Source organism: Nocardiopsis sp. iso_25 (assembly GCF_056173305.1).
Window position 1 is genome coordinate 4,056,084 of the sequence record NZ_CM149667.1, and the last position, 20,856, is coordinate 4,076,939.

19 protein-coding genes are annotated in these 20,856 nt (G+C 71.7%); 10 read left to right on the forward strand and 9 right to left on the reverse strand.

The annotated features are described in order from the left end of the window. Positions 1 to 449: 449 nt before the first annotated feature. The gene (locus AC0VX6_RS17505; protein ID WP_274973749.1) at positions 450 to 1,313 is read right to left on the reverse strand and encodes an SDR family oxidoreductase; all 864 of its coding nucleotides are present in this window, start codon (positions 1,311 to 1,313) and stop codon (positions 450 to 452) included. A gap of 200 nt (positions 1,314 to 1,513) precedes the next feature. Between AC0VX6_RS17505 and AC0VX6_RS17510 the strand changes: the two genes are divergently transcribed. Continuing rightward, positions 1,514 to 2,416, forward strand: coding sequence for a helix-turn-helix domain-containing protein (locus AC0VX6_RS17510; protein WP_274973750.1), 903 nt, complete (start codon positions 1,514 to 1,516; stop codon positions 2,414 to 2,416). Positions 2,417 to 2,583: 167 nt separating this feature from the next. Here the strand turns inward: AC0VX6_RS17510 and AC0VX6_RS17515 are convergent, their stop codons facing one another. Then, positions 2,584 to 3,429: an alpha/beta hydrolase gene (locus AC0VX6_RS17515; RefSeq protein ID WP_274973751.1), complete on the reverse strand. Its 846-nt coding sequence runs from the start codon at positions 3,427 to 3,429 to the stop codon at positions 2,584 to 2,586. Between the two features lie 436 nt (positions 3,430 to 3,865). Between AC0VX6_RS17515 and AC0VX6_RS17520 the strand changes: the two genes are divergently transcribed. Both AC0VX6_RS17520 and AC0VX6_RS17525 read left to right on the forward strand, forming a co-directional pair. Continuing rightward, entirely contained in the window at positions 3,866 to 4,534 is a 669-nt protein-coding gene (locus tag AC0VX6_RS17520) for a hypothetical protein (protein WP_274973752.1), read from the forward strand. A gap of 65 nt (positions 4,535 to 4,599) precedes the next feature. Continuing rightward, entirely contained in the window at positions 4,600 to 5,700 is a 1,101-nt protein-coding gene (locus AC0VX6_RS17525; protein WP_475465270.1) for a helix-turn-helix domain-containing protein, read from the forward strand. 30 nt (positions 5,701 to 5,730) lie between these two features. Here the strand turns inward: AC0VX6_RS17525 and AC0VX6_RS17530 are convergent, their stop codons facing one another. Further along, positions 5,731 to 6,777, reverse strand: coding sequence for a glucose 1-dehydrogenase (locus AC0VX6_RS17530; RefSeq protein WP_274973754.1), 1,047 nt, complete (start codon positions 6,775 to 6,777; stop codon positions 5,731 to 5,733). A gap of 346 nt (positions 6,778 to 7,123) precedes the next feature. Here AC0VX6_RS17530 and AC0VX6_RS17535 point away from each other — a divergent pair, with 346 nt between their 5' ends. The 3 genes from AC0VX6_RS17535 to AC0VX6_RS17545 all read left to right on the forward strand — a co-directional run bounded on the left by AC0VX6_RS17535 (position 7,124) and on the right by AC0VX6_RS17545 (position 10,896). Continuing rightward, positions 7,124 to 8,524 carry an acyl-CoA synthetase gene (locus AC0VX6_RS17535; protein ID WP_475465271.1) on the forward strand — a complete coding sequence of 467 codons (1,401 nt, stop codon included), beginning with the start codon at positions 7,124 to 7,126 and terminating at the stop codon, positions 8,522 to 8,524. Between the two features lie 393 nt (positions 8,525 to 8,917). Beyond that, on the forward strand, positions 8,918 to 9,337 hold the full coding sequence (locus tag AC0VX6_RS17540; protein ID WP_013153727.1) for a Fur family transcriptional regulator: 420 nt from the start codon (positions 8,918 to 8,920) through the stop codon (positions 9,335 to 9,337). Positions 9,338 to 9,396: 59 nt separating this feature from the next. After that, positions 9,397 to 10,896, forward strand: a complete 1,500-nt coding sequence (locus AC0VX6_RS17545) for a catalase (RefSeq protein ID WP_475465273.1) — start codon at positions 9,397 to 9,399, stop codon at positions 10,894 to 10,896. 184 nt (positions 10,897 to 11,080) lie between these two features. Here the strand turns inward: AC0VX6_RS17545 and AC0VX6_RS17550 are convergent, their stop codons facing one another. Next, on the reverse strand, positions 11,081 to 11,458 hold the full coding sequence (locus tag AC0VX6_RS17550) for an ankyrin repeat domain-containing protein (RefSeq protein WP_416026668.1): 378 nt from the start codon (positions 11,456 to 11,458) through the stop codon (positions 11,081 to 11,083). Positions 11,459 to 11,688: 230 nt separating this feature from the next. On the opposite strand from AC0VX6_RS17550, the gene AC0VX6_RS17555 reads away from it, so the two are divergent. Both AC0VX6_RS17555 and AC0VX6_RS17560 read left to right on the forward strand, forming a co-directional pair. Further along, positions 11,689 to 12,477: an SAM-dependent methyltransferase gene (locus AC0VX6_RS17555; RefSeq protein WP_475465274.1), complete on the forward strand. Its 789-nt coding sequence runs from the start codon at positions 11,689 to 11,691 to the stop codon at positions 12,475 to 12,477. A 257-nt stretch (positions 12,478 to 12,734) separates the two neighbouring features. Continuing rightward, positions 12,735 to 13,169, forward strand: coding sequence for a hypothetical protein (locus AC0VX6_RS17560; RefSeq protein WP_274973759.1), 435 nt, complete (start codon positions 12,735 to 12,737; stop codon positions 13,167 to 13,169). 108 nt (positions 13,170 to 13,277) lie between these two features. Here AC0VX6_RS17560 and AC0VX6_RS17565 read toward each other — a convergent pair whose 3' ends face one another. Then, positions 13,278 to 14,279, reverse strand: a complete 1,002-nt coding sequence (locus AC0VX6_RS17565) for a glycoside hydrolase family 11 protein (RefSeq protein ID WP_274973760.1) — start codon at positions 14,277 to 14,279, stop codon at positions 13,278 to 13,280. A gap of 391 nt (positions 14,280 to 14,670) precedes the next feature. On the opposite strand from AC0VX6_RS17565, the gene AC0VX6_RS17570 reads away from it, so the two are divergent. After that, on the forward strand, positions 14,671 to 14,964 hold the full coding sequence (locus AC0VX6_RS17570; RefSeq protein ID WP_212643831.1) for an Rdx family protein: 294 nt from the start codon (positions 14,671 to 14,673) through the stop codon (positions 14,962 to 14,964). Positions 14,965 to 15,054: 90 nt separating this feature from the next. On the opposite strand, the gene AC0VX6_RS17575 is transcribed toward AC0VX6_RS17570, so the two are convergent. From AC0VX6_RS17575 to AC0VX6_RS17590, 4 genes are all read right to left on the reverse strand, one after another. Then, positions 15,055 to 15,423, reverse strand: coding sequence for a type II toxin-antitoxin system PemK/MazF family toxin (locus AC0VX6_RS17575; protein WP_274973761.1), 369 nt, complete (start codon positions 15,421 to 15,423; stop codon positions 15,055 to 15,057). Continuing rightward, positions 15,420 to 16,106 (reverse strand): hypothetical protein, encoded by a 687-nt coding sequence (locus AC0VX6_RS17580; protein ID WP_475465275.1) that lies wholly within the window; start codon positions 16,104 to 16,106, stop codon positions 15,420 to 15,422. The genes AC0VX6_RS17575 and AC0VX6_RS17580 overlap by 4 nt, the downstream gene beginning before the upstream one ends. 201 nt (positions 16,107 to 16,307) lie before the next feature. After that, a complete protein-coding gene (locus AC0VX6_RS17585) occupies positions 16,308 to 17,495 on the reverse strand; it encodes an FUSC family protein (RefSeq protein WP_274973763.1) in 1,188 nt (395 codons plus the stop codon). Positions 17,496 to 17,974: 479 nt separating this feature from the next. Further along, a complete protein-coding gene (locus tag AC0VX6_RS17590) occupies positions 17,975 to 19,585 on the reverse strand; it encodes an IS200/IS605 family accessory protein TnpB-related protein (RefSeq protein WP_475465278.1) in 1,611 nt (536 codons plus the stop codon). A 182-nt stretch (positions 19,586 to 19,767) separates the two neighbouring features. On the opposite strand from AC0VX6_RS17590, the gene AC0VX6_RS17595 reads away from it, so the two are divergent. Then, entirely contained in the window at positions 19,768 to 20,844 is a 1,077-nt protein-coding gene (locus tag AC0VX6_RS17595; RefSeq protein ID WP_475465279.1) for a styrene monooxygenase/indole monooxygenase family protein, read from the forward strand. Positions 20,845 to 20,856 lie beyond the last annotated feature (12 nt).

The following is a 20,856-nucleotide window of genomic DNA, read 5'->3' on the forward strand; positions in this document are numbered from 1 at the left end:
CCGCCCACCGGGCGGATGCGCTCGGCGGGCAGGGACGGAGACAGGAACGCGCATACACGCCCGTCCTCGCGAGACCCGTTGAGCTTCGCTGTGTTCTCACCATACACAGAAGTTGTGAATAGGGCCAACCACTATCGCGCACACGCATGTTCACAGCCGTCCACTCGCACAGTCATCCCTGAGAAACGGAGTGTGTCTGCCGAGGGCAGTTCACGTCCGCACGAAACCGCAAGGATCCATGGACGGTCCCCACCCTCGCCGCCAACACCCCCGCGCCGCCCGCCGTGGCAGCACGCGACCTCCGGCCGGGCCCCGCGCCCCACCCGCACCGGAAGCTGAACGCACCAAGGAGATCGACCGGGCCTTCACCGAGGGGCGGATCCGGCGGAGACCGGTCATGGCGCACCGCCGACAAGGTCCACCCCTCAGCTGGTGCGGGTGTCGGAGAGTCAGGCAGCGGGATGGTCGGTGAGGGGCGCGGTCCGCGCGGTGGCGTCGAGGTTCGCGCGCAGGGCCTCGACCTTGTCGGTGACAAAGGCGTGCGAGTCCGAGCCGAGCACCTGGCGCAGCGGGCCCTCGGCGCCGCTCACGACCCGCTCGATGATCGCCGTGGCGCCCTTGACCGGGTCGCCGAGCTGGCTGCCCTGTAGGTTCAGGTGGTTTTCGACCATTTCACGGATGCCCGGGTAGGCCTCGGTGGTCTGGGCGGGCAGCGCGAGGGAGTCCCGGGTGAGGAAGTCGGTGCGGAAATAGCCGGGCTCGACGATGGTGACCTTGACGCCGAAGTCGGCGACCTCACCGGCGAGGGCCTCGCTGAGGCCTTCCAACGCGAACTTGCCGGCACAGTAGAGCGCCCACCCCGGAAGGGAGACCAGCCCGAGCACAGAGGAGACGTTGACGATGTGACCGCTCTTCTGCTGACGCAGAACCGGCACGGTGGCACGCAGGACGTTCCACACGCCGACGACCTGGACGTCGAGCATGTCGCGGACGTCGGCGGGGTCGGTTTCCTCGACCGCGGCCAGGTAGCCGTAGCCAGCGTTGTTGACAACGGCGTCGAGGGCGCCGAAGCGGGCGACGGCCTGGTCGACGGCCTGCTTGACAGCAGCATCGTTTCGCAGATCGACGGCCAGGGGGAGCAGCCGCGACGTGTCGACGCTATCGCCGATCGCCGACAGCAGCCGGTCGGTGGATCTGGTGGTCGCCGCGACGTTGTCGCCGCGCTTGAGCAACTGGGTGACCAGCTCAAGGCCCAGGCCGCGAGAGGTACCGGTCACGAACCAGGTCGACGGGCGATTCGACGGGAAACTCATGATCATCCTCAATCTCGGAGTTCGGGGAGACGCCGACGGGTGGTGTCCCGTGCCGGCGTGACTCCAAGACTGGTTCACGGCACAAGGCCGCGGGAACTGATCTCGGGCCCTGTGCGACCTCGCACGCCGGAACCTAGGACTCGGAGGTCCGGTCGCAAGCGGCCCAGGTGGATTCTGCCGACCCCGTGGATAATGGGGTCGTGGCACAGACGAATCGCGAACTCGCCGATTTCCTACGCCGTGCTCGGAGCCAGGGCGACCCGTCACGTGCGGGACTGCCGCCCGACGGGCGCATACGCCGCGTCCCCGGGCTGCGGCGCGAGGAGGTCGCACTGCTGGCCGGGGTGTCCACCGACTACTACGCTCGTCTTGAGCAGGGTCGGCGTATCACGCCCTCCCCTGCCGTGATCGAGGCGATCGGTCACGCGCTCGGACTCGACGCCGCAGGACGGACACACCTGGAAGACCTCATCGGGGTGACGGCGGCACCGACCCGGCGACGGGCCCCTGGCGTCCAACGCGTGCGTCCAGGGCTCCACCAGCTCCTCGACGCCCTCGACGGCGAACCCGCGCTCGTCCTTGGACGTCGCACCGACGTGTTGGCGGTCAACAGGATGGGCGCAGCGCTTTTCGCCGACTTCGAAGGCATGCCTCCCGCCCACCGCAACTACGCGCGCTGGATATTCCTCGACGAGGAGGCCCGCACGCTGTTCGTGGACTGGGACGACCAGGCCCGCGCAGCGGTCGAGAGCCTGCGGTTCGAGGTCGGCCGAGATCCCGACGACCGCGCCACCATCGCGCTCGTCGCCGAGTTGCGCGAACACAGCCGCGAGTTCGACCGGTGGTGGGAGCAGCATCGGGTGCACCAGCGCACCCACGGCTCGAAGCGTCTTCGCCACTCACTCGTCGGCGACCTGACCGTCGAGTACGAGACCCTCAACCCGCCCGGCGACACCGACACCACACTGTTCATCTACACCACTGAGGCCGACTCGCCGTCACGGCGGGCTATGGACATCCTCGCCAGCTGGACCGCGTCCAGCTCGGGAATCGGGATACAGCGCCAGAGCCGGGGCACCGACAGCGTCACCGACCAGGACTGAGCACCGCCTCCCAGAACACGGCCCGGAACCGCGCTGACACCCCCTCCGCCACCGGACGGACCGTGTGCAGCCGTTCGCCCGTGTGCGCGCCCCAAGTCCCCCGCGCTCTCCTCGGGCGCGCGTTCCCGGACGGCGGTCGCCCGTCCGGGAGCGCGGGGGCCGGTGGCCTACCCGAGGTTCTTGCTGTCGGTGTCCCACTCGGTGGAGCACAGGCCGCAGTCGTCGCCGACGAACTCCTGCCGGGCCCCCTGGTCGCCCTTGAGCTGCCACTCCAGCCAGGCGACGCCGACGCGGCCGTACTCACCGCCGTCGGGCTCGGCGAAGGTGCCGTAGTGGCCGACGTCGAGGTGGCCGATGAAGGCGGGCAGCCCCTGCGGCAGCCGTGCGTAGTCGTCCAGGGCGTTCTCGTAGGCGATGTCGCCGGGGCCGCCGGTGAAGTAGGCGACGGGGGCGTGCAGGTCCTCCAGCAGGTCGTTGTCGCGGTCGGTCAGCAGGCCGCTGTTCCACAGCACGGTGGTGTCCACGCGCGGGTCGTCGGCGACCTCGTAGGTCTCCAGGCCGCCGCAGGACTGGCCCATGATCGCGACGCTGTCGGTGTCGATGTGGCCCCGGTACTCGCTGAACAGGCGGTCGTTCTCCTCGATCGCCCAGTCGACCGCCTCGGTGAGCATCTCGGGGTCGGTGCTGCCGAAGCCGCCGGGGCGGCCGTTGGCGATGACCAGGAAGCCGTGCGAGGCGAACTCGGTGAGGATGTTCTCGAACCACGTCCCGTCGGCCCGGCAGGCGCCGTTGCCCCAGGCCACGATGGGCAGCCGCTCGTCCTCGGGCAGGTCCACGGGCCGGTAGACGGTGTGGTCGCGCAGGCGCAGGGTGGTGACGTACTCGGCGTCGTAGGGCCCCGTCCCGCCCAGGACCCGCACGGGGTCGGCGGCGGCCGTCCCGGGGGCGAGGGCGGCGACCGTCGCCAGGCCGAGGAGGACGGACGCCGTTCGGCGTGCCAGTGGTGATCCCATCTCATTCTCCTTGGGGGTGCGCGAAATGCGGGGGTTTGTCTTCCAGCGCGCTGGACACCGAATATCGGACGCCCCGCGGGGGCTGTCAACACACCCTCGCGCACGACACGTGGTTCCACCGATACACCCGCCGGGCCTGCGTTTTCTCCGCTCGGTGACGACGTGCGCACCTGACCAGGAAAGGAGCGGGCCGGGGAAAGGGAAAACGGCCCCGCGCGAAAAGGCGACGGTTTCTCCGACTCCGGCCGGAACACGGACGGATTCTTCCGCGACCGGAACGGCACGGCGCCGACCGATCGCGCCCCGGCGGCCCGCGCGGACTGTCGACGGTCGTCCGCACACTGGGGGAAGCCCACGCACCACGACCCGAACCCGAAGATCTCCGACCACGATCGCGGTAGTGTTTCTTCACGCTGAGACTCCCGGAGGGTGCTCTGTGCTCATCGACCCCCACCATCGAGACGACCGGCTGGCCCGGATCGGAACGTCCTGGAGAATCCTGGAGAAGGCCCTGCGCCGGGGCGAGGAGGGCTGGCGCAGCGCCACCCCGAGCCACGGGGTGGACGCCCCCTCCCAGTACGCCCACCGCTGGCGGCTCGCCGCGCTGCGGGACGAGCAGAAGCTCCACCACGGCTGGGACAACGCCCGCCTCCTGCAGATCGAACTCACGGTCGACGCCGAACGCACCACCGCCATCCAGACCCTGAGCGGCGACCACCACACCGGCAGCCCGAACCCGGCAGCCGTACCCCGCAACCGGCACCCGCGCGGCCCCAAGGGCCAGCGCCTGCTCACCGGGCACGGCGAACACGAACAGCTCACCCTGTTCCCCGAGACACCCCCGACCAGGCACAACGAGGTGTCCCTCGACGGCTGCGAGGAACTGGAGGTGTGGGTGCTCCTGGTCCACCGTGTGGACGACGCCGGGGACGGCCGCGTCTTCTGGCATAGTGAGTTGTCCCGGCCCCACCCGCCCAACGCACGGGGCTACATCACCGGGTGGCACGAGCGCGTCCCGCTCCCCGCCCTGGAGATCGGGACCGTGGCCCTCCCGGAGGGCGACGAGGAGCCGGAGGGACTCGACGTCCCCGTCAACTTCCGCTAACGACGACCGTGCCCGGCGGGTCCGCGCCCGCCGGGCCGTGGACAACGACAAGGCAGCCGCACACCATGGTCACGCCGTCACGCATCCGGCTCGCCCGGGAGCGCAGGGGACTCACCCTCGCCCGGTTGGCACGGATGAGCGGGATCTCGCAGCAGAGCCTGTCGGGTTACGAGAACGCGCACGCCGTCCCCACGGCGGACACGCTCGCCGCCATCGCGGGCGCCCTCGGGTTCCCCGCGGCGTTCTTCACCGCCGACGAGGTCGAGGAGGTCCCCTCCGAGGCCGTGGCCTTCCGGGCCAGGACCAAGACCTCGATGCGCAAACAGAAGGCCGTGCGCTCCCAGGCCGCCCTGGCCATCGAGCTCAACGACTGGATCGGGCGGCGCCTCGCCCTGCCCGAGCCCTCGGTCCCCACCTACGGCAGGCCCTCCCCCGAGGCCGCCGCGGAGATGGTCCGCTCGCTCTGGGAACTGGGCGACACCGCGGCCCCCAACATGGTGCACCTGCTGGAGGCGCACGGGATCCGGGTCTTCTCCCTGGACACCGAGCACCGGGAGGTGGACGCCTTCAGCTTCTGGCGCGACGCGGTGCCCTACGTCTTCCTCAACACCGGCAAGAGCGGCGAGCGGGGCCGCTTCGACGCCGCGCACGAACTCGGCCACCTGGTCATGCACGGCCACGAACGCCCCTCCAGCGGCCCCGGGGCCGAACGCGAGGCCAACCAGTTCGCCAGCGCCTTCCTCATGCCCCGCGCCGACGTCGTGGCCCGCATGCCCGCGGGCGCCCAGATCGACCAGGTCATCAAGGCCAAGGCGATCTGGCGGGTGTCGGCGATGGCCCTGGCCCACCGGCTCCACGACGTGGGGCTGCTCACGGACTGGCAGTACCGCTCCACCTGCCGCCAGCTCGCCGAACTGGGCTACCGCTCGGCCGAACCGGACGGCATCGCCCGCGAGACCTCACAGGTGCTGCCCAAGGTCTTCGCCCTGCTGCGCAGCACCGGCCGCACCCCGGCCTCGGTGGCCGCCGCGCTGCACATCCCCCTCTCCGAACTGCACGCGCTGATGTTCGGACTCTCCATCACCGCCCGCACCGGCACGGGGTCGGGAACCGCGGCCCCCGCCGACAGGCCCGTGCTCCGGGTCGTCCCCGACTCGCGGCGGTAGGGCGCACCGGAGTCCGCCGGACGCGGCGGCTCACAGCTCGATGACGGTCTTGACGTCGTCGCCGCCGGGTTCGAACGCCTCGTGCGCGCGCTCCAACGGCAGCCGCCGGGTGATCACCCGCTCCAGCCAGGAGTGGTCGGCCCGCGCCAGCGCCCGCGCGGCCATCTCGTAGTGGCGCAGGTTGGCGTTGACCGACCCGAAGAGCACGTCGTTCTCCAGGACCAGCCGACGGTTGATCTCCCCCGCGTCGACGTCGATCGTGTGCCCGCCCGACGAGATGCCGGTGAGGCACACGATCCCGTAGGCCGCGTTGTGGGCCATCGCGTCGAGGATGACACCGGAGGCGCCGGTGGCCTCGATGACCACGTCCGGCTCACCCGTGGCCGCGACCTCGGCGACGCCCCCCGTGTGGTAGGTCGCGCCGAGGGCGGCCACCAGCTCGGGTTTGACCCCGTGCTCCACCCGGTCCAGCACGTGCACGTCCAGACCGCGCTGGACGCCGATCATTGCGGCGAGCAGGCCGATCGGCCCGGCGCCGGTGACGAGCAGTCGGCGCGGCTCGAACCAGGCGCGTCCGCCGATCCGGTCGATCTGGTCCCACGCCTTGGCCACGACCGTGGTCGGCTCCATCAGCACGCCCACGCGCTCCAGCGACGGGTCGAGCCGGACCGCGTAGTCGGCCTCCACCGTCCACTGCTGGGAGCCGTAGCCGTGGAGCTGCTTGATGCCGCGCTCGGTGAACCGGCCGTTGCGGCACATGTCGAACTCGCCGTGCGCACAGGCCCCGCACGGCACGGGGTCGGGCCTGCGCACCACCCCCACCACCAGGTCGCCCGCGGAGAAGCCGCTGTCGTCGGGGGCCTCGCGCACCCGGCCCAGCGACTCGTGCCCCAGGACCAGGCGCTCGTGGCCGGGCGGCGCCTCGCCGTACTCGGCGGCCGCGATCTCGCGGTCGGTGCCGCAGATCCCCAGCGCGATGCCGTCGACGAGCAACTCCCCCGCGCCCGGCACGGGCGCCTCCACCTCGCTGACCCGCACCGAACCCGCCTGCGACGGCACCACTGTCAGAGCACGCATGGCCCTCCCCCTCACCTGACACACGTGTCGGCCCCGGTCCCGTGTACCGAGGCGCCCCCGGAACGCCGGCCCGGGGTCGGAAGCGGTCTCCGGCACCCGCCCCGCTCCCCCGGGGATTCTGCCAAGCGGCTACCCGGACGCCGCTCCCGACACACGAGGCGGGGCGCGAACGTGCCGGTGCGGAGCAGGAGCGGGACACGAACGGGACCGGGCGCGAACACGCCGGGCGCGAGCCGAGCCGAGCCGAACGCGAACGGACCGGGGCGCGAACGGCCCGAGGCCGCTCCCGCACCGCTCCTGTGGTGTACTGGCCGACTGGACAGGACACGACCGGAAGGGGCACGAGGTGCTGCTGGGTTCGGACGCGGGCGAGGGGACCGCGGTGAGCGTCGGCGGGGCGGGGCTGGACCGCGAGGAACTGTGGTCGGCCGCGGCCGCCGTGGCCGAGCGGGTGGCGGGGGTGGACGCCGTCGCCGTGCACGGCGAGGCCTCGCTGTCCACGGTCGTCGCGGTGGTCGGCGGCCTGCTGGCCGGGGTGCCCGTGGTCCCGGTCCCCGCGGACTCGGGGACCGCCGAGCGCCGCCACATCGTGCGCGACTCCGGCGCCGCGCTGTGGCTGGGCACCCCTCAGGAGGACGTCGACCTGCCCGTCGTCCCCGTGGACCCGGCCGAGCGCTCCTCGTTCACGCTCCCCGAACCGCCGCCCGACTCCACCGCGCTGGTCATGTACACCTCCGGGACCACCGGGCCGCCCAAGGGCGCCCTCATCCCGCGCCGGGCCGTGGCCGCCGACCTGGACGCGCTCGCCGACGCCTGGGACTGGACGCCCGACGACGTGCTGGTGCACGGTCTGCCGCTGTTCCACGTGCACGGCCTGATCCTGGGCGTGCTGGGGGCCCTGCGCGTGGGCAGCCCGCTGCTGCACACCGTCCGCCCCACCCCCGCCGCCTACGCCGAGGCCGCCCGGGGGGCTCGGCGCGGAACCCTGTTCTTCGGCGTGCCGACCGTGTGGTCGCGGATCGCCCGCGACCCCGACAGCGCACGCGCCCTGTCCGGGGCTCGACTGCTGGTCTCGGGCAGCGCCCCGCTGCCCGACACGGTGGCCGACGGCCTGCGGGGGGCGTGCGGCCACAGCCCCGTGGAGCGGTACGGGATGACCGAGACGCTGATCACCGTGGCGGCTCGCGCCGACGCGCCCCGGCGCACCGGCTGGGTCGGGACGGCGCTGCCGGGTCTGCAGACGCGGCTGCGCGGCGAGCACGGTGAGCCCGTCGCCTGCGACGGTGAGAGCGTCGGTGAGCTCCAGGTCCGCGGCGCCACCCTGTTCGGGGGCTACCTCGGACTGCCGGAGGCCACGGCCGCGGCGTGGACCGGGGACGGCTGGTTCCGCACCGGCGACGCGGCGGTCCGCGACGGGGACGGTTGGCACCGGATCGTGGGCCGGATGTCGGTGGACATGATCAAGACCGGCGGCTACCGGGTCGGCGCGGGCGAGGTCGAGGCGGTCCTGCTCGGGCATCCCGGGGTGGCGGAGGCCGCCGTGGTGGGCGAGGCCGACGACGACCTCGGCCAGCGGATCGTGGCCTACCTGGTGGGCGAGGGCATCTCCCCCGAGGCGGTCATCGACTTCGTGGCCGAGCGCCTGTCGGTGCACAAGCGCCCGCGCGAGGTGCGCGTGGTGGACACGCTGCCGCGCAACGCGATGGGCAAGATCCAGAAGAAGCTGCTGGGCAACGCGCCCGCATGAGTGGCGGCGGGGCGGCGGCCCGCCCGCCGGGGCGGGGGTCGGGGAACGCGTGCCCGCCGACGGCCGCGGGTCCGCCGCCGGGACGGGTGCGGGGCAGCGCGCGGGCGTGATCACGGGCTGTCCGAGCGGAGGGCTTCCTCCCGCTGGAGCGCCTAAGTAAGCGGCACTTTTACGACGTAGATCATAAAAAGGACATTCCGACAGCCGCCGGGACGCGGGTGGTCCACCGCCGTGGACCACCCGGCCGCGCACCAGCGGGGAACGGCGGGAACCGGGCGGGGCGTGCGGTGGGACGGCTCTCCCGGGTGCCGCCAGGGCCCGCCGGGCGGGAGCCGGCGCCGGGTTAGGCGCACCTTTGTTGGAATCATTCCAGAAAAGTGGTTCAATGGGCGCATGCACCAGACGGAGACCGAGGCCCTCCTCCGGGGGGCTTCGCTACGCGTGACCCGACCCCGGGTAGCGGTCCTGGAGGCGGTCGGGGCTCATCCGCACGCCGACGCCAGCACCGTGCTCCAGGCGGTCCGCGGCCAGCTCGGTGCGGTGTCCACACAAGCGGTGTACGACGTGCTCAAGGCTCTGACGGACGTCGGACTCGTCAGGCGGATCGAACCGGAGGGGTCGCCCGCGCGCTACGAGCGCAGGGTGGGCGACAACCACCACCACGTGGTCTGCCGCAGCTGCGGCACGATCGCGGACGTGGACTGCGCCACCGGAGCCGCGCCCTGCATGACGGGTTCACAGGACCACGGTTTCGCCATAGACGAGGTCGAGGTCACCTACTGGGGCATCTGCCCCGACTGCCAGAAGGCCTGACACACGCCCGGTGCCCTGACCGCGGCACCGAAAGATCCCACCTTAGGACCGAGGAATTCATGTCTCAGGACAACACGAAGCCGCTGACCACGGCCAACGGCGCCCCGGTAGCCGACAACCAGAACAGCCTCACCGCCGGACCGCGCGGCCCGATGCTGCTTCAGGACCTGTGGTTCCTGGAGAAGCTCGCCCACTTCGACCGCGAGGTCATCCCCGAGCGTCGGATGCACGCCAAGGGCTCCGGAGCCTTCGGTACCTTCACGGTCACCCAGGACATCACCCGGTACAGCAAGGCCGCGATCTTCTCAGAGGTCGGCAAGCAGACCGAGATGTTCGCCCGCTTCTCCACCGTCGCCGGTGAGCGCGGCGCCGCCGACGCCGAGCGCGACATCCGCGGCTTCGCCCTGCGCTTCTACACCGAGGAGGGCAACTGGGACGTCGTCGGCAACAACACCCCGGTCTTCTTCTTCCGTGACCCGCTGAAGTTCCCCGACCTCAACCGCGCCGTCAAGCGCGACCCGCGCACCAACATGCGCTCGGCCGAGAACAACTGGGACTTCTGGACCAACCTCCCCGAGGCCCTGCACCAGGTCACCATCGTGATGTCGGACCGCGGTATCCCCGCCGGCTACCGCCACATGCACGGCTTCGGCTCGCACACCTTCTCGTTCATCAACGAGGCCGGCGAGCGCTTCTGGGCCAAGTTCCACTTCCGGACCCAGCAGGGCGTCAAGAACCTCACGGACCAGGAGGCCGCCCAGGTCGTGGCCGGGGACCGCGAGTCCGCGCAGCGCGACCTGTTCGAGGCCATCGAGCGGGGCGAGAACCCCAAGTGGACCTTCTACGTCCAGATCATGCCCGAGGCCGAGGCGGCGGACTACCGCTTCCACCCCTTCGACCTGACCAAGGTCTGGTCCAAGAAGGACTACCCGCTCATCGAGGTCGGCGAGTTCGAGCTCAACCGCAACCCGGAGAACTACTTCGCGGACGTGGAGCAGGCCGCCTTCACCCCGGCCAACCTGGTCCCCGGCATCAGCTTCTCGCCCGACCGCATGCTCCAGGGCCGCCTGTTCTCCTACGGTGACGCCGCCCGCTACCGCCTGGGCGTCAACCACCACCAGATCCCGGTGAACTACCCGCGCGGCGCCAAGCTGGTCAACACCTACCACCGCGACGGCACGATGCGCGTGGACGGCAACCAGGGCGGCGTGCCCGGCATCGAGCCCAACTCCTACGGCCGCTGGCAGGAGCAGCCCTCCTACGCCGAGCCGTCGCAGGCCATCGGCTCGACCGCGGACCGGTTCGACTACCGCGAGGACGACGACAACTACTTCGAGCAGCCGGGCAACCTGTTCCGCCTGATGAACGCGGACGAGCAGCAGCGCCTGTTCGAGAACACCGCGCGCGCCATCGACGGCGCCTCCCAGGCCACCATCGAGCGCCACATCGGCAACTGCACCAAGGCCGACCCGGCCTACGGTGAGGGCGTGCGCAAGGCGATCGAGGCCCTCCAGGCGGGCAAGGTCTCCGCGACCGACCCCAACTCGGACGCCGTCTGAGCAACGCCCGAAGCCCTGACCGGGGCGAGGGCGTGAGGACCCCGGATCCGGGTCCGATCCACCGAGCCGACGCGGCCCCGACCGCGTCGGCTCGGCCCGTTCCGGGGCCCGGTCCCCGGAGGGCGCCGGGCGCCGTCGGGCCCGGGGGCCGCGGCGGCGCGGCCCCCGGATCGGGATCAGCGGATCAGGGCAGCAGGTGGGAGCGGCCGAACATCTCGGCCGCGGCGCGGGCGCTCGGCGTGCCCGCGTCGAGGTCGGCGCCCGCGGCGACGAGCAGCGCCACGATGCCCTCCTCCCCCTTGAACAGCGCACCGGCCACGGGAGTCTGGTCCCGGTCGTTGCGCAGGTCCACGTCGGCGCCGCGGTCCACGAGGGCGCGGACCACGGCCTCCTGGCCGTGGTAGGCGGCGAGCATCACCAGGGTGTTGCCCTGCTCGTCGCGGGTGTCCACGGGAAGGCCGTGGTCGAGGAACTCCAGCAGCTCCTCCGTGCGCCCCTCCCGGGCGAGGTCCATGGCCAGGGCGATGACCCGGCCCGTCTGCTCTGCGGAGAGTTCGTTCATGGGTTCCATGCTAGACATCTCCACCTGGCAGAACGCGCACACGCGGCCGCGGCGGGGCTCGGGCGGGCCCGGGGCGGGGCGGTGCGGGGCCGGACAGGGGACGCACGGGAGTGGCTGAGGGCACGGGTCCTTGCCCGGAAACCCCTGTGGCGCAAGGGTTTCGTGGTTGCGTTAGTGCCCACCGCGCCAGGACAATCGCAGCGCGACACCTACTTCCCCGAGAGGATTCCATGACCGCCACTCCCCCCATCGACACGTCGGTCCCCCACTCCGCACGCGTGTGGAACTACTGGCTGGAGGGCAAGGACAACTACCCCGTCGACCGGGAGCTGGGCCGGCAGATCGCGCGGGCCTTCCCCGAGATCGTGGAGGTCGCCCGCGCCGACCGGCAGTTCCTCGTCCGCTCGGTCACGCACCTGGTCGAGGAGGAGGGCGTCCGCCAGTTCCTGGACATCGGCACCGGCCTGCCCACCGCCAACAACACCCACGAGGCCGCCCAGGCCGCCGCGCCCGAGTGCAAGGTCGTCTACGTCGACAACGACCCCCTGGTGCTGACCCACGCCCGCGCCCTGCTCACCAGCAGCCCCGAGGGCTCGACCGAGTACGTCGACGCCGACCTGACCGACCCCGGCCCCCTCCTGGAGCAGGCCCGCCGGTACCTGGACTTCTCCCAGCCGATCGGGCTGACGTTCATGGGCACCCTGGGCCATTTCCCCGCGGACGAGAGCACCTACGCCCTGGCCCGCGCCTACGTGGACGCGCTGCCGTCGGGCAGTTTCCTGGCCCTGTGCGACAGCACGAGCACGAGTCCGCAGATCATCGAGGCGTCCAAGGCGTGGAACGAGGGCGCGAGCCAGCCCATCCACCTGCGCACCGCCGAGGAGATCGAGCGCTTCTTCGACGGCCTGGAACTGCTGGAGCCCGGCGTGGTCTCGGCGTCCCTGTGGCGCCCGCTGCCCACCGAACTGGGCGAGCCCAAGGAGGTCGCCCAGTACGGCGGCGTGGCGCGCAAGCCCTGACCGCGGACGCGTGCGCGGGGGCGCCCGGCCGGAGAAGCCCCGGTCGGGGCCCGGTGGCCGGGCGGCCCCGCGCTCACCGGGAGACGGGAGAGCCGGACGGGCGGCAGCGGAGCAGGGCGGGCGGCCCCGCGACCCTCGGCGGGTGAGCGGTACGCGGCGCGGTCCACGGACCGGCCTCCCCGAAAAATCCGGGATCCGCCCCGATCAGGCCTGTGGACAACCCGATCCGGCCGTGTCCGCGCGCGCATACTCAGAGCATGCTCTCCTCACACGCCTCCGCCCTGCTGTCCGCCCTCCTCGACGACCTGCCCGGCACCAAGCACCTCCTGACCCTGCACACCCGGCACGCGCTGGCCACGTCCGTCGAACGCCGGGAGGAGGGCTTCGACGTCGAGCATCCGGCGGTGGTGGAGCGGCTGTGCGCCGCCCTCACCGGCGGTGGCTCCGCGGCGGTGGTGCTGCACAGCCCCACCGACCGGATCTCCCACACGCTTCCCGACGGGGTGGACGTCCCCGTCACCCTGGTGCGCGGCTGGACGGTCGCCGACCGGACCCTGGTTCCCCTCGACGAGGCGCGGATGTTCGACGCCCACTGCACCGACTCCGCGTCGGGAGAGCCCGTCCCGCCGGAGCCGGGCGTGGTGTACACGGACGCGCCCGCGGTCGACCTCACCCTCTTCCACGGCACGTGAAAGCCCCCGGTGCCGCGCGGTGCGGCGCCGGGGGCCCTCACGTACCGCCCGGGGCGGCGCGGCGGCCGAGGCCGCCGCGCCACGGGTGGATGCCGGCGGCGTCCGGGGTCAGTTCGCGTTGCAGGAGACCGTCGGCCAGGTCCAGTTGCCGTTGTGGTCGATCGTCACGCCCCAGTTGTTGCCGTTGCCGTTGGGCCTGGCGGTCAGCACCTGGGAACTGGGGTAGTCGGCGCCGACGTTCCACGTGGCGCTGATCCTGGCCGGGGACGGCACGTTCATCGTCACGGTCCAGTCGTTCGAACCGCTGACCGAGACGTTGAGGTTGTACCGGTCGCTCCACTGCTGGCCCGCGGACAGGGTCGCGGTGCAGCCGCCGCCACCGGGGTTGCCGGGGTTTCCGGGGTTTCCGCCGCCGCTGGAGCCCACGGTGATGTTGGAGCTGCCGCTGCTCTGGTAGCCCTCCGTGGCCATGATCATGTAGTCGTGGTTGCCCAGGTTCATTCCGGCGCGGGCCCAGGCGTCGAAGTGGTTTCCGGAGGTGATGGTTCCGCCCGTGCGCCTGGACTGGCGCACGCTCCAGTACTGGGGGAAGGTCTGGATGCCGTCGATGGAGGGGGCGTCGTAGCGCATCGTCCGGTAGATGTCGTACGTGCCGCCGTCGCTGGTGACCGTGCCCATGTGCGTTCCGGTGGGCCGGTAGGTGCCCCAGTTGTCGACGATGTAGTACTCCACGAGCGGGCTCCTCGTCCACCCGTAGAGCGTCAGGTAGGAGTTTCCGGACGGGTTGAAGCTGCCCGAGTAGGTCACCGCCCTGCGCCCGCCGGTGGGCCAGCCCTTACCGGCGACGAAGTTGCCGGTGTTGCGCCAGGAGGTGGTGTAGTTGCCGCCGGAGCCCAGCTCCATGGAGACGGTCCCCTGGCTGTCGGTCCAGAAGGAGTAGAAGTAGCCGTTGTGGGTGCCGGTCTGGTTGGTGGTGATGGCCGCGCTGGCGGTGCCGGGCAGCAGCGCCAGGGTCGTGACCAGCGCGACCGCGACGGCGCAGACCCGGCCGACGAGCGTTCTGGCGCGACCGTCCCCGCGGCTCCGCGGGGGTGCGGGGGAAGGGTTCATGAGTGCTTCCTCCTCGTGGATGGGGGGTCAGGAGGCGTACGGAGGACCGGATCGGGGGTGATCCGACCCGACGGGGACCGTGATCCCCGTCACAGGGCCAGTGTCCGTCCGACTCCGTTGCGTTGTCAATAAATTCCGGAAGATTCCGGATAACTTGACGGGGGCCTCTCTTCGCGTTCGGCGTCCACACTGCTCAGCGGCGTGGGGATACGACGCGACCGCGACCGGACGCCCTTACTTCCGGAAGTCTTCCGGACCATGGTGGACGGGGTGCCGCCGTCCCACGGGCGCGCCAAAAGTCCGGCACGCGCGGGCAACGCCTTCCCGCGCGGGCAACGACAACGCGCTCCGGCCTCCCTCTCCGGCCCGATCCCGTGCCATGCTGGGAGTCATGGAGGTCAACGAACCGCGGCTGGAGATCGAGTACTGCACCCGGTGCCGGTGGCTCCCGCGGGCCACCTGGATGGCACAGGAGCTGCTGACCACGTTCGAGGCCGAACTCGGCGAGGTCGCGCTCGTCCCGGGCACCAACGGCGTGTTCGAGGTGCGTCTGGACGGGGAGAGCGTGTGGTCGCGCCGGACCGACGCGGCCTTCACCGACGCCGCCGAGCTCAAGCGCCTCATCCGGGACCGGATCGCCCCCGAACACCACCTGGGGCACTCCGAGCTGCCCTCGGACGGCTAGGGGCCGGGGTCAGGCCCCGTTCGCGCCGGGCGCGAACGGGCCCCTTCAGGAGCGCCGCAGGACCGGGGACGGCGACGGCCGCCGCCCAGCTCAGACCTGACCGGTGTACTCGGCCCAGTTGACGTAGACGTCCTCCAGCAGGTCCGCGGGGAGTTGGCCGACGAAGTCGCCGATCTCGTCCTTGGCGAGCGGTTGCGCGGCCACGACGCGTGCCCAGCACTTCTTGTCCACGTTGGCCACGCCGTGGTTGAGCTTCACGCAGTACTTGGTCCTGCGGGAGGACTGGCTCGAACAGGGCACGACCATGACGATCGGCCATTCCTCGTTCTCGTTCTCGGCCTCTCCGCTGATCACGATCACCGTACGTTGCGGGTGTGGATCACGGTCGTAGTCCGGGGGCAGGGTGAGACGGTGGTCGGGAACCCGGTAGACCCCGCCGCGCCTGATCGCGGGCTTCACTCCTCACCCAGCGCTTCCGTGGTCGCCCGGCGGCGTGCCTCGGCGAAGGAACCCATCTCCTCCAGCAGGTCCGCGCCGACGCCCGGGTCCGACTCCGCTGCGGTCCTGTGGGACAGACGCGCCCTGTAGCGCTCCTTGAGGGCCTGGTACTGCTTGCGGCGCCTGGCCCGGCTCAGGTCCAGCAGCACACCGCGCTCCCCCTCGGTCCGGGCCCCCGCCATGGGAGGCGTCTCGTAGGAGAGGTCGCGCAGGGCGGCCGCGGACTTGCCGCCGTGCTCGGCGACGACCTTCTCCAGGAAGACCGTCAGGTCACGGTCCAGGGTCACCTCGACGTCCTCGACCAGCCGGAGCCCGGCGTCCGCGGCAAGGCTGTGCGGGTCGTGCTCCCTGGTGATGACACCGGCGGTCACGAGGGCTTCCTCGACCCTGTACTGGGACGTGTCGAACGGGCCCTGGCTCTCCCAGCGCCATGTCGCCCCCGAGAACGCCACGCCCCCGGCCTCCACCGCGGTCAGGTCCGCGAGATAGAGGAGTGTGGCGACCTTCGCACGGTTGAGCACCCGGCCGTGGTCATGGGCGACCCGGAGCAGGGCGAGCACGGACCGCAGAAGAGGATCTTCCGGTTGGGTGAAGATCATGCTGTGTGCCACCTCCGCTTCGATCGCGCACGAGGGGGTCGTCATACCGAATCTCTTTCGAGTCTAGGGGCGGGCACGGGAAGACGGGGTCCACCGTGCCGAAGGCTCGACCATGCTTGCATGACCGGCTCTTCGGATACGGGCGTTCACCGAAAATCCGCCGGTGCCTGATCGGAGAACCGGCGCCGACCCGCGGCGGTCAGCGCAGAGTCTGGGCGGCGACGGCCGCTGCCCGGCCCGGACGGTTCAGGAGCGCCGGAACGGCCGGCGGCGCCGGGACCGGCGCCCTGACCGGGCACGCCCCCGGGGCGCCCACGGCAGCCACGGCTCGCGCGGCGGGTGGGCGACCCGCGTCTGCTCGTCCTCTCCGGCCAGCGCCCGTTCGGCCCCCTCGGGTTCGAGACCGGCGAACAGCATGATGTCGGTGGCGACCATCCGCACGTACAGGTGGGCCGCCCCGGTCACGGGGTCCTCCAGCGCGTCCTCGTCGAAGGGCCCGACCAGGGCGAGCACCCGGTCGACCGCGCGCTGGCGCGCCGCGCGGTCTCCGAGGCCCTCGGCCAGCACGTCGAGCACGGAGGCCATCTCGCACACCACCGGCGCCAGGCGTCGGCGCTCGCCGGTCTCCGTGGCGGCGGTGGTCCGCGCGAGGGACAGGCAGCTCTCCCCGAGGATGATGAGCCGGTCGATCCGCTCGTCCTCGTACCGCAGCGGCTCGGGGTCGGTCCACCGCGCCCTGGACCAGCGCACCGCGCGGTGGCTGTTCTCGCGTGCGCGGCTGAGGTCGGCCATGGGCCTGCTCAGGGCGCCCAGGCGGTCCACCGTCCACAGGGAGGGGTCCTCGTCCTCCTCCAGCGCGCGGCCGGTCGCGCCGAGCAGGCGGACCATCTCGGCCAGCGCGGCCGCCTCGGCCCGGCGCAGCCGCGAGACCACCCGGGCGGGGAACAGGAGCTGGCTCACCAGGAGCGCCACACCCGCTCCGATGAGGGCGTCGGTGAGCCTGCCGGTTCCGGCGAAGGCCACGGTGAGGATCGCACTGGCCGCCGCCTGGGCGATCACGAGCCTGGCGGCGCCGACGGCGACGGAGATCGCCATCGCCACGCCGGTGGCGGCGGCCAGGGCCCCGTAACCTCCGCCGGTGACGACCAGGGCCAGTTCGCCGACGACGATGCCGATGACCACGCCGAGCAGCATCCGCACGGCGTTGGTCCCCCGCTCCCCGCCCGCGGCGTTGAGCGCGATGACCGCGGCGATCGGCGCGAAGAAGGGGGAGTGGTCGCTGACGAGGCCGCCCGCGATGATCCACGCCGCGGTCGCGGCGAACGTGGCCTGCACCACCGATCCCCCGTCCGCGGACAGGCGGTCCAGCGCCGCCGATCCCGCGCGGGCCGCCGACCGCGCTCCGGCGCGGACGAGGCCGCTCAGAGACCGCATGCCCCTCCCGACGCCTCCGGGTCCGGCGGGCTCCGCACGCCCGCGTGGACACAGCCACTGCCCCCACAGCTACTCATGAGGATCACATGAACACCCTGCGAAACAAAAGCTCCGCGCGTCACTTGAGCAGAAGTCGGCCGCGCCGCTTGCCTCTCAGCGGCACGGGCTCCCCGCCGGGGGCGACGGAGCCCGCGCGGGAAACGGTCGGCCCCGGACGGCGAACCGGCCGACCGACCGCGCACGCCTCTGGCCGGGCGGGCACATGTTACGTACGCTTACTCTCAGTGAGGGAAAGAGCGCCTCCTCCGTACCCCGCTCACCGGGCGCCTCCCCCCTCGTCCGCAACCACCCCTGCCACCAGGAGAGACGTGAGCAAGAGGATCGGTATCGTCGGCGCCGGGACGGCGGGCCTGCACCTGCTGCGGCACGGTGTGGAGGTCACCGTTCCTGAACAGTGATCAGAAGTGACCCCCGGGGGGTCACTTCGGCACTGCGCCCATCCCGAACGGTGCTGGATGGGCTGGGTCACCGCGTTCCTGCCCCGTCCGGCCACGCGCATCGCGTGCACGCTCCGTGACAGGTGGGCGGTTTCCCTCACGCCCACACCTCCCCGATGCGGCCTGGACGGTCCGATGCCCCACACCATCACCCTGGTGGTGTGGGGGCGGTGCTGTCCGTCGCCGGACCGGGTGGCCCTGAGCGCGCCGCCCGACCGCGATGCTGGCCGCATCGTGCCGGGAGACCTTCCTACGTTTAGTGGTCAGGGGTCGTTGCCAGTGCTGGGCACCCCACCGTGATGTATACGCCGGGTCCACGGCGATGATCGCCATCCCCAGGGTGTGGGCCATCGAGGTCAGCCGGGACCGCAGCCGGGCGGTGGGAAAACCACTGATCAGCTGCCGGAAGCGTTTGCGCCGTCCGTGCTTTTCCCGGGTCTTCTCGCGGGCGAAGTCCAAGTCCTCCACCGCGATGGCCCGCACACCGCTTGTGGTGGCCCAGCGCAACAGTCGGGACAGGGCATGGCGGACCTGCGCGTCCCGGTGGGAGGCGCTGCCGGACAACTCGAAGGCGAACCGTCGCGGGTTCCCGATCGGGTTGCCGTGGGTGTCCAGCCGCCAGGCGGCCAGGTGGTCGGCGTTGGCGTCCACCCCCACCACCCCGCGGGCCAGCGCCGCCTCCCACGGCACCTGTGGGACAGGAGCATGCGTCCAAGACACGCTCACGTACCACCGGCCCCGGCCGGTGTCCAGGTGGAGGCGGTAGGCCACCGCCCCGTCGGCCTCAACCCGATCAGCCCACTCGGTGCCCCGGTGAGCGAAGGCCACCCGACCCGAGAGCACATACCGACCACGGGCAGCGTTAGCCAGGTGCGCCAACGGGGCGGGCAACCTGATCGAGATCTGCCCCTCGGGGGTGATGCGGATCGTCTCGTTGCCGTAGCGTTTGCCGGACTCACCCTCAGCTTGGAGGAAGAAGCGTGCGGCCTCCCACCGGGCCCGCCACTGGGCCTGGGTGAGTCCGGCCTGGTCCAGGTGGTGGCGGGTGTGCAGCAACCGCTTGCCGCCACGCACCACATGCACCCGCCCCGCCTCCCAGTCAGCGACCGCCACCGCATGGCGATGCTCCAGGGCGGCCAGGCGTCGTGACTTGGCGTGCCACTCCCTGCGACAGGAGTACCCGCCCGGCACGCCCTTGGTGCCCTTTTCTCCGAGTGGTTGGGAGAGCCGGTGGCGCAGGATGTCGATCCCCGTTTGGAGGCGGTGCAGGTGGGCGGCCTGGCTGCGGCGGGCCAGCGCCCACTGCTCGTTGGAGGCCCTGGTGATCGTCCCCGCCCACCGCGACGAGGATTCAGGGGTCAGTTCCCGTTTGCGGGCCGCCCAGGCGTCCTTGCCGTGGCTGGTGCCGTGCGCACACCGGGCGGCCAGGTCCGTGGAGGCGAGCGATCCCAGGTGCGCGCCCACGGCCTCCAGCACCGCTTCGTCCTCAGTGGTGAGGCCCTTGAGCCGGTCACGCACGCTCACACCGGTCGGTGCGGGGGCCAGGAACGGGTCGGCGAGGGTCCGCAACCGCCGCATACTGGTACCTGCCATCCCTTCCCACCTCCCGATCCTGCCGGTTTCGTCGCTGTGTTCGAGATGACCGTAGCCAGGTTCGGGGGCGCTTGTCCGGAGAATCAGCGAACTCCTCGGACGGAATTTCACCGGCGGGCCGTCCATCGGGGTGGGGACACACACCACACACCGCTTTCCGGCAGCAGTAGGGGCTCACTCCTGTGCCCTTGTGTGCGTTCGAGTCGCCTCCCGACCCAACAGCTAACAACCCCGGGCACGAGTACCGGGTGGGCCCCGGCCCGGAGCCCACCGCCTTCCGGGGCCGCTTCAGCGCGCCCAGCCGGGCCGTGGACTACCGGATCTACCAGCCCCGGCTGACCGAGGACTTCGCCGAACGCGGCGGGGAGCTCGTGCTCGGCCGCCTCTCCCCCGAGGACCTGCCCTCCCTGGCCTCCCGGTTCGACCTGGTCGTGGTGTGCACCGGACGCGGCCCGTTCGCGGAGGTGTTCGGGCGCGACCCCGCGCACCCGGCCTTCACCCGCCCCGGAAGGGCGCTGTGCGCCGGCCTGTTCACCGGCGTCGCCCAGCAGCCCGTCCCCCAGGTGACCTTCCACGTCTCCCCGGGCGCGGGCGAGATGATCGAGTTCCCCACCTGGACCGACGGCGGTCTGGTCATGGCCCTGGTCATCGAGAACCACCGCGGCTCCGCCCTGGAGGCCCTGGCGACCGCCCCCTACGAGGAGGACCCCGGGGCTTTCCGCAACCTCGCCCTGGAGCTGCTGCGCGAGCACTACCCGGACTGCTTCGAACGGATCGACCCGGCGGAGTTCGGCCCGCTGGACGGGCCGCGCGGAATCCTCCAGGGCGCGGTGACCCCCGTGGTGCGCCGCACGCACACGGTGCTGGAGGACGGCACCGTCGTGCTCGCCCTAGGCGACGCGCACGTCACCGTGGACCCCCTGCTCGGTCAGGGAGCCAACATCGCCTCCCACGCCGCGTGGGTGCTCGCCGAGGAGATCGTCCGCCAGGACGTCCTGGACCGCCGCTTCGTCGAGCACGTGGACATGCGCCGACAGGACCGCGTCCTGTCGGCGTTTCGCACCACCAACCTGTTCATGGAGAACCTGGAGGCCCTGCCTGCGGACTTCGTGGAGTTCCTCGGGGAACTGGGCCGCAGCCCCTCCCTGGCCGACGAGTTCACCGAGTGGTTCAACTACCCCGAGCGCTTCTGGGACGACCTGGCCGACCCCCGGCGCACGGCGGCCTGGATCGCCCGGCACGCCCCCGCCTCCGACTGAGGCGGGGCGGGC

Bases quoted from the DNA above. Each gene is read 5' to 3' on its own strand.
- AC0VX6_RS17505 (WP_274973749.1), bottom strand. From the start codon at position 1,313: ATGAGTTTCCCGTCGAATCGCCCGTCGACCTGGTTCGTGACCGGTACC.
- AC0VX6_RS17515 (WP_274973751.1), bottom strand. From the start codon at position 3,429: ATGGGATCACCACTGGCACGCCGAACGGCGTCCGTCCTCCTCGGCCTG.
- AC0VX6_RS17525 (WP_475465270.1), top strand. From the start codon at position 4,600: ATGGTCACGCCGTCACGCATCCGGCTCGCCCGGGAGCGCAGGGGACTC.
- AC0VX6_RS17530 (WP_274973754.1), bottom strand. From the start codon at position 6,777: ATGCGTGCTCTGACAGTGGTGCCGTCGCAGGCGGGTTCGGTGCGGGTC.
- AC0VX6_RS17540 (WP_013153727.1), top strand. From the start codon at position 8,918: ATGCACCAGACGGAGACCGAGGCCCTCCTCCGGGGGGCTTCGCTACGC.
- AC0VX6_RS17545 (WP_475465273.1), top strand. From the start codon at position 9,397: ATGTCTCAGGACAACACGAAGCCGCTGACCACGGCCAACGGCGCCCCG.
- AC0VX6_RS17550 (WP_416026668.1), bottom strand. From the start codon at position 11,458: ATGAACGAACTCTCCGCAGAGCAGACGGGCCGGGTCATCGCCCTGGCC.
- AC0VX6_RS17555 (WP_475465274.1), top strand. From the start codon at position 11,689: ATGACCGCCACTCCCCCCATCGACACGTCGGTCCCCCACTCCGCACGC.
- AC0VX6_RS17560 (WP_274973759.1), top strand. From the start codon at position 12,735: ATGCTCTCCTCACACGCCTCCGCCCTGCTGTCCGCCCTCCTCGACGAC.
- AC0VX6_RS17565 (WP_274973760.1), bottom strand. From the start codon at position 14,279: ATGAACCCTTCCCCCGCACCCCCGCGGAGCCGCGGGGACGGTCGCGCC.
- AC0VX6_RS17570 (WP_212643831.1), top strand. From the start codon at position 14,671: ATGGAGGTCAACGAACCGCGGCTGGAGATCGAGTACTGCACCCGGTGC.
- AC0VX6_RS17580 (WP_475465275.1), bottom strand. From the start codon at position 16,106: ATGACGACCCCCTCGTGCGCGATCGAAGCGGAGGTGGCACACAGCATG.
- AC0VX6_RS17585 (WP_274973763.1), bottom strand. From the start codon at position 17,495: ATGCGGTCTCTGAGCGGCCTCGTCCGCGCCGGAGCGCGGTCGGCGGCC.
- AC0VX6_RS17590 (WP_475465278.1), bottom strand. From the start codon at position 19,585: ATGGCAGGTACCAGTATGCGGCGGTTGCGGACCCTCGCCGACCCGTTC.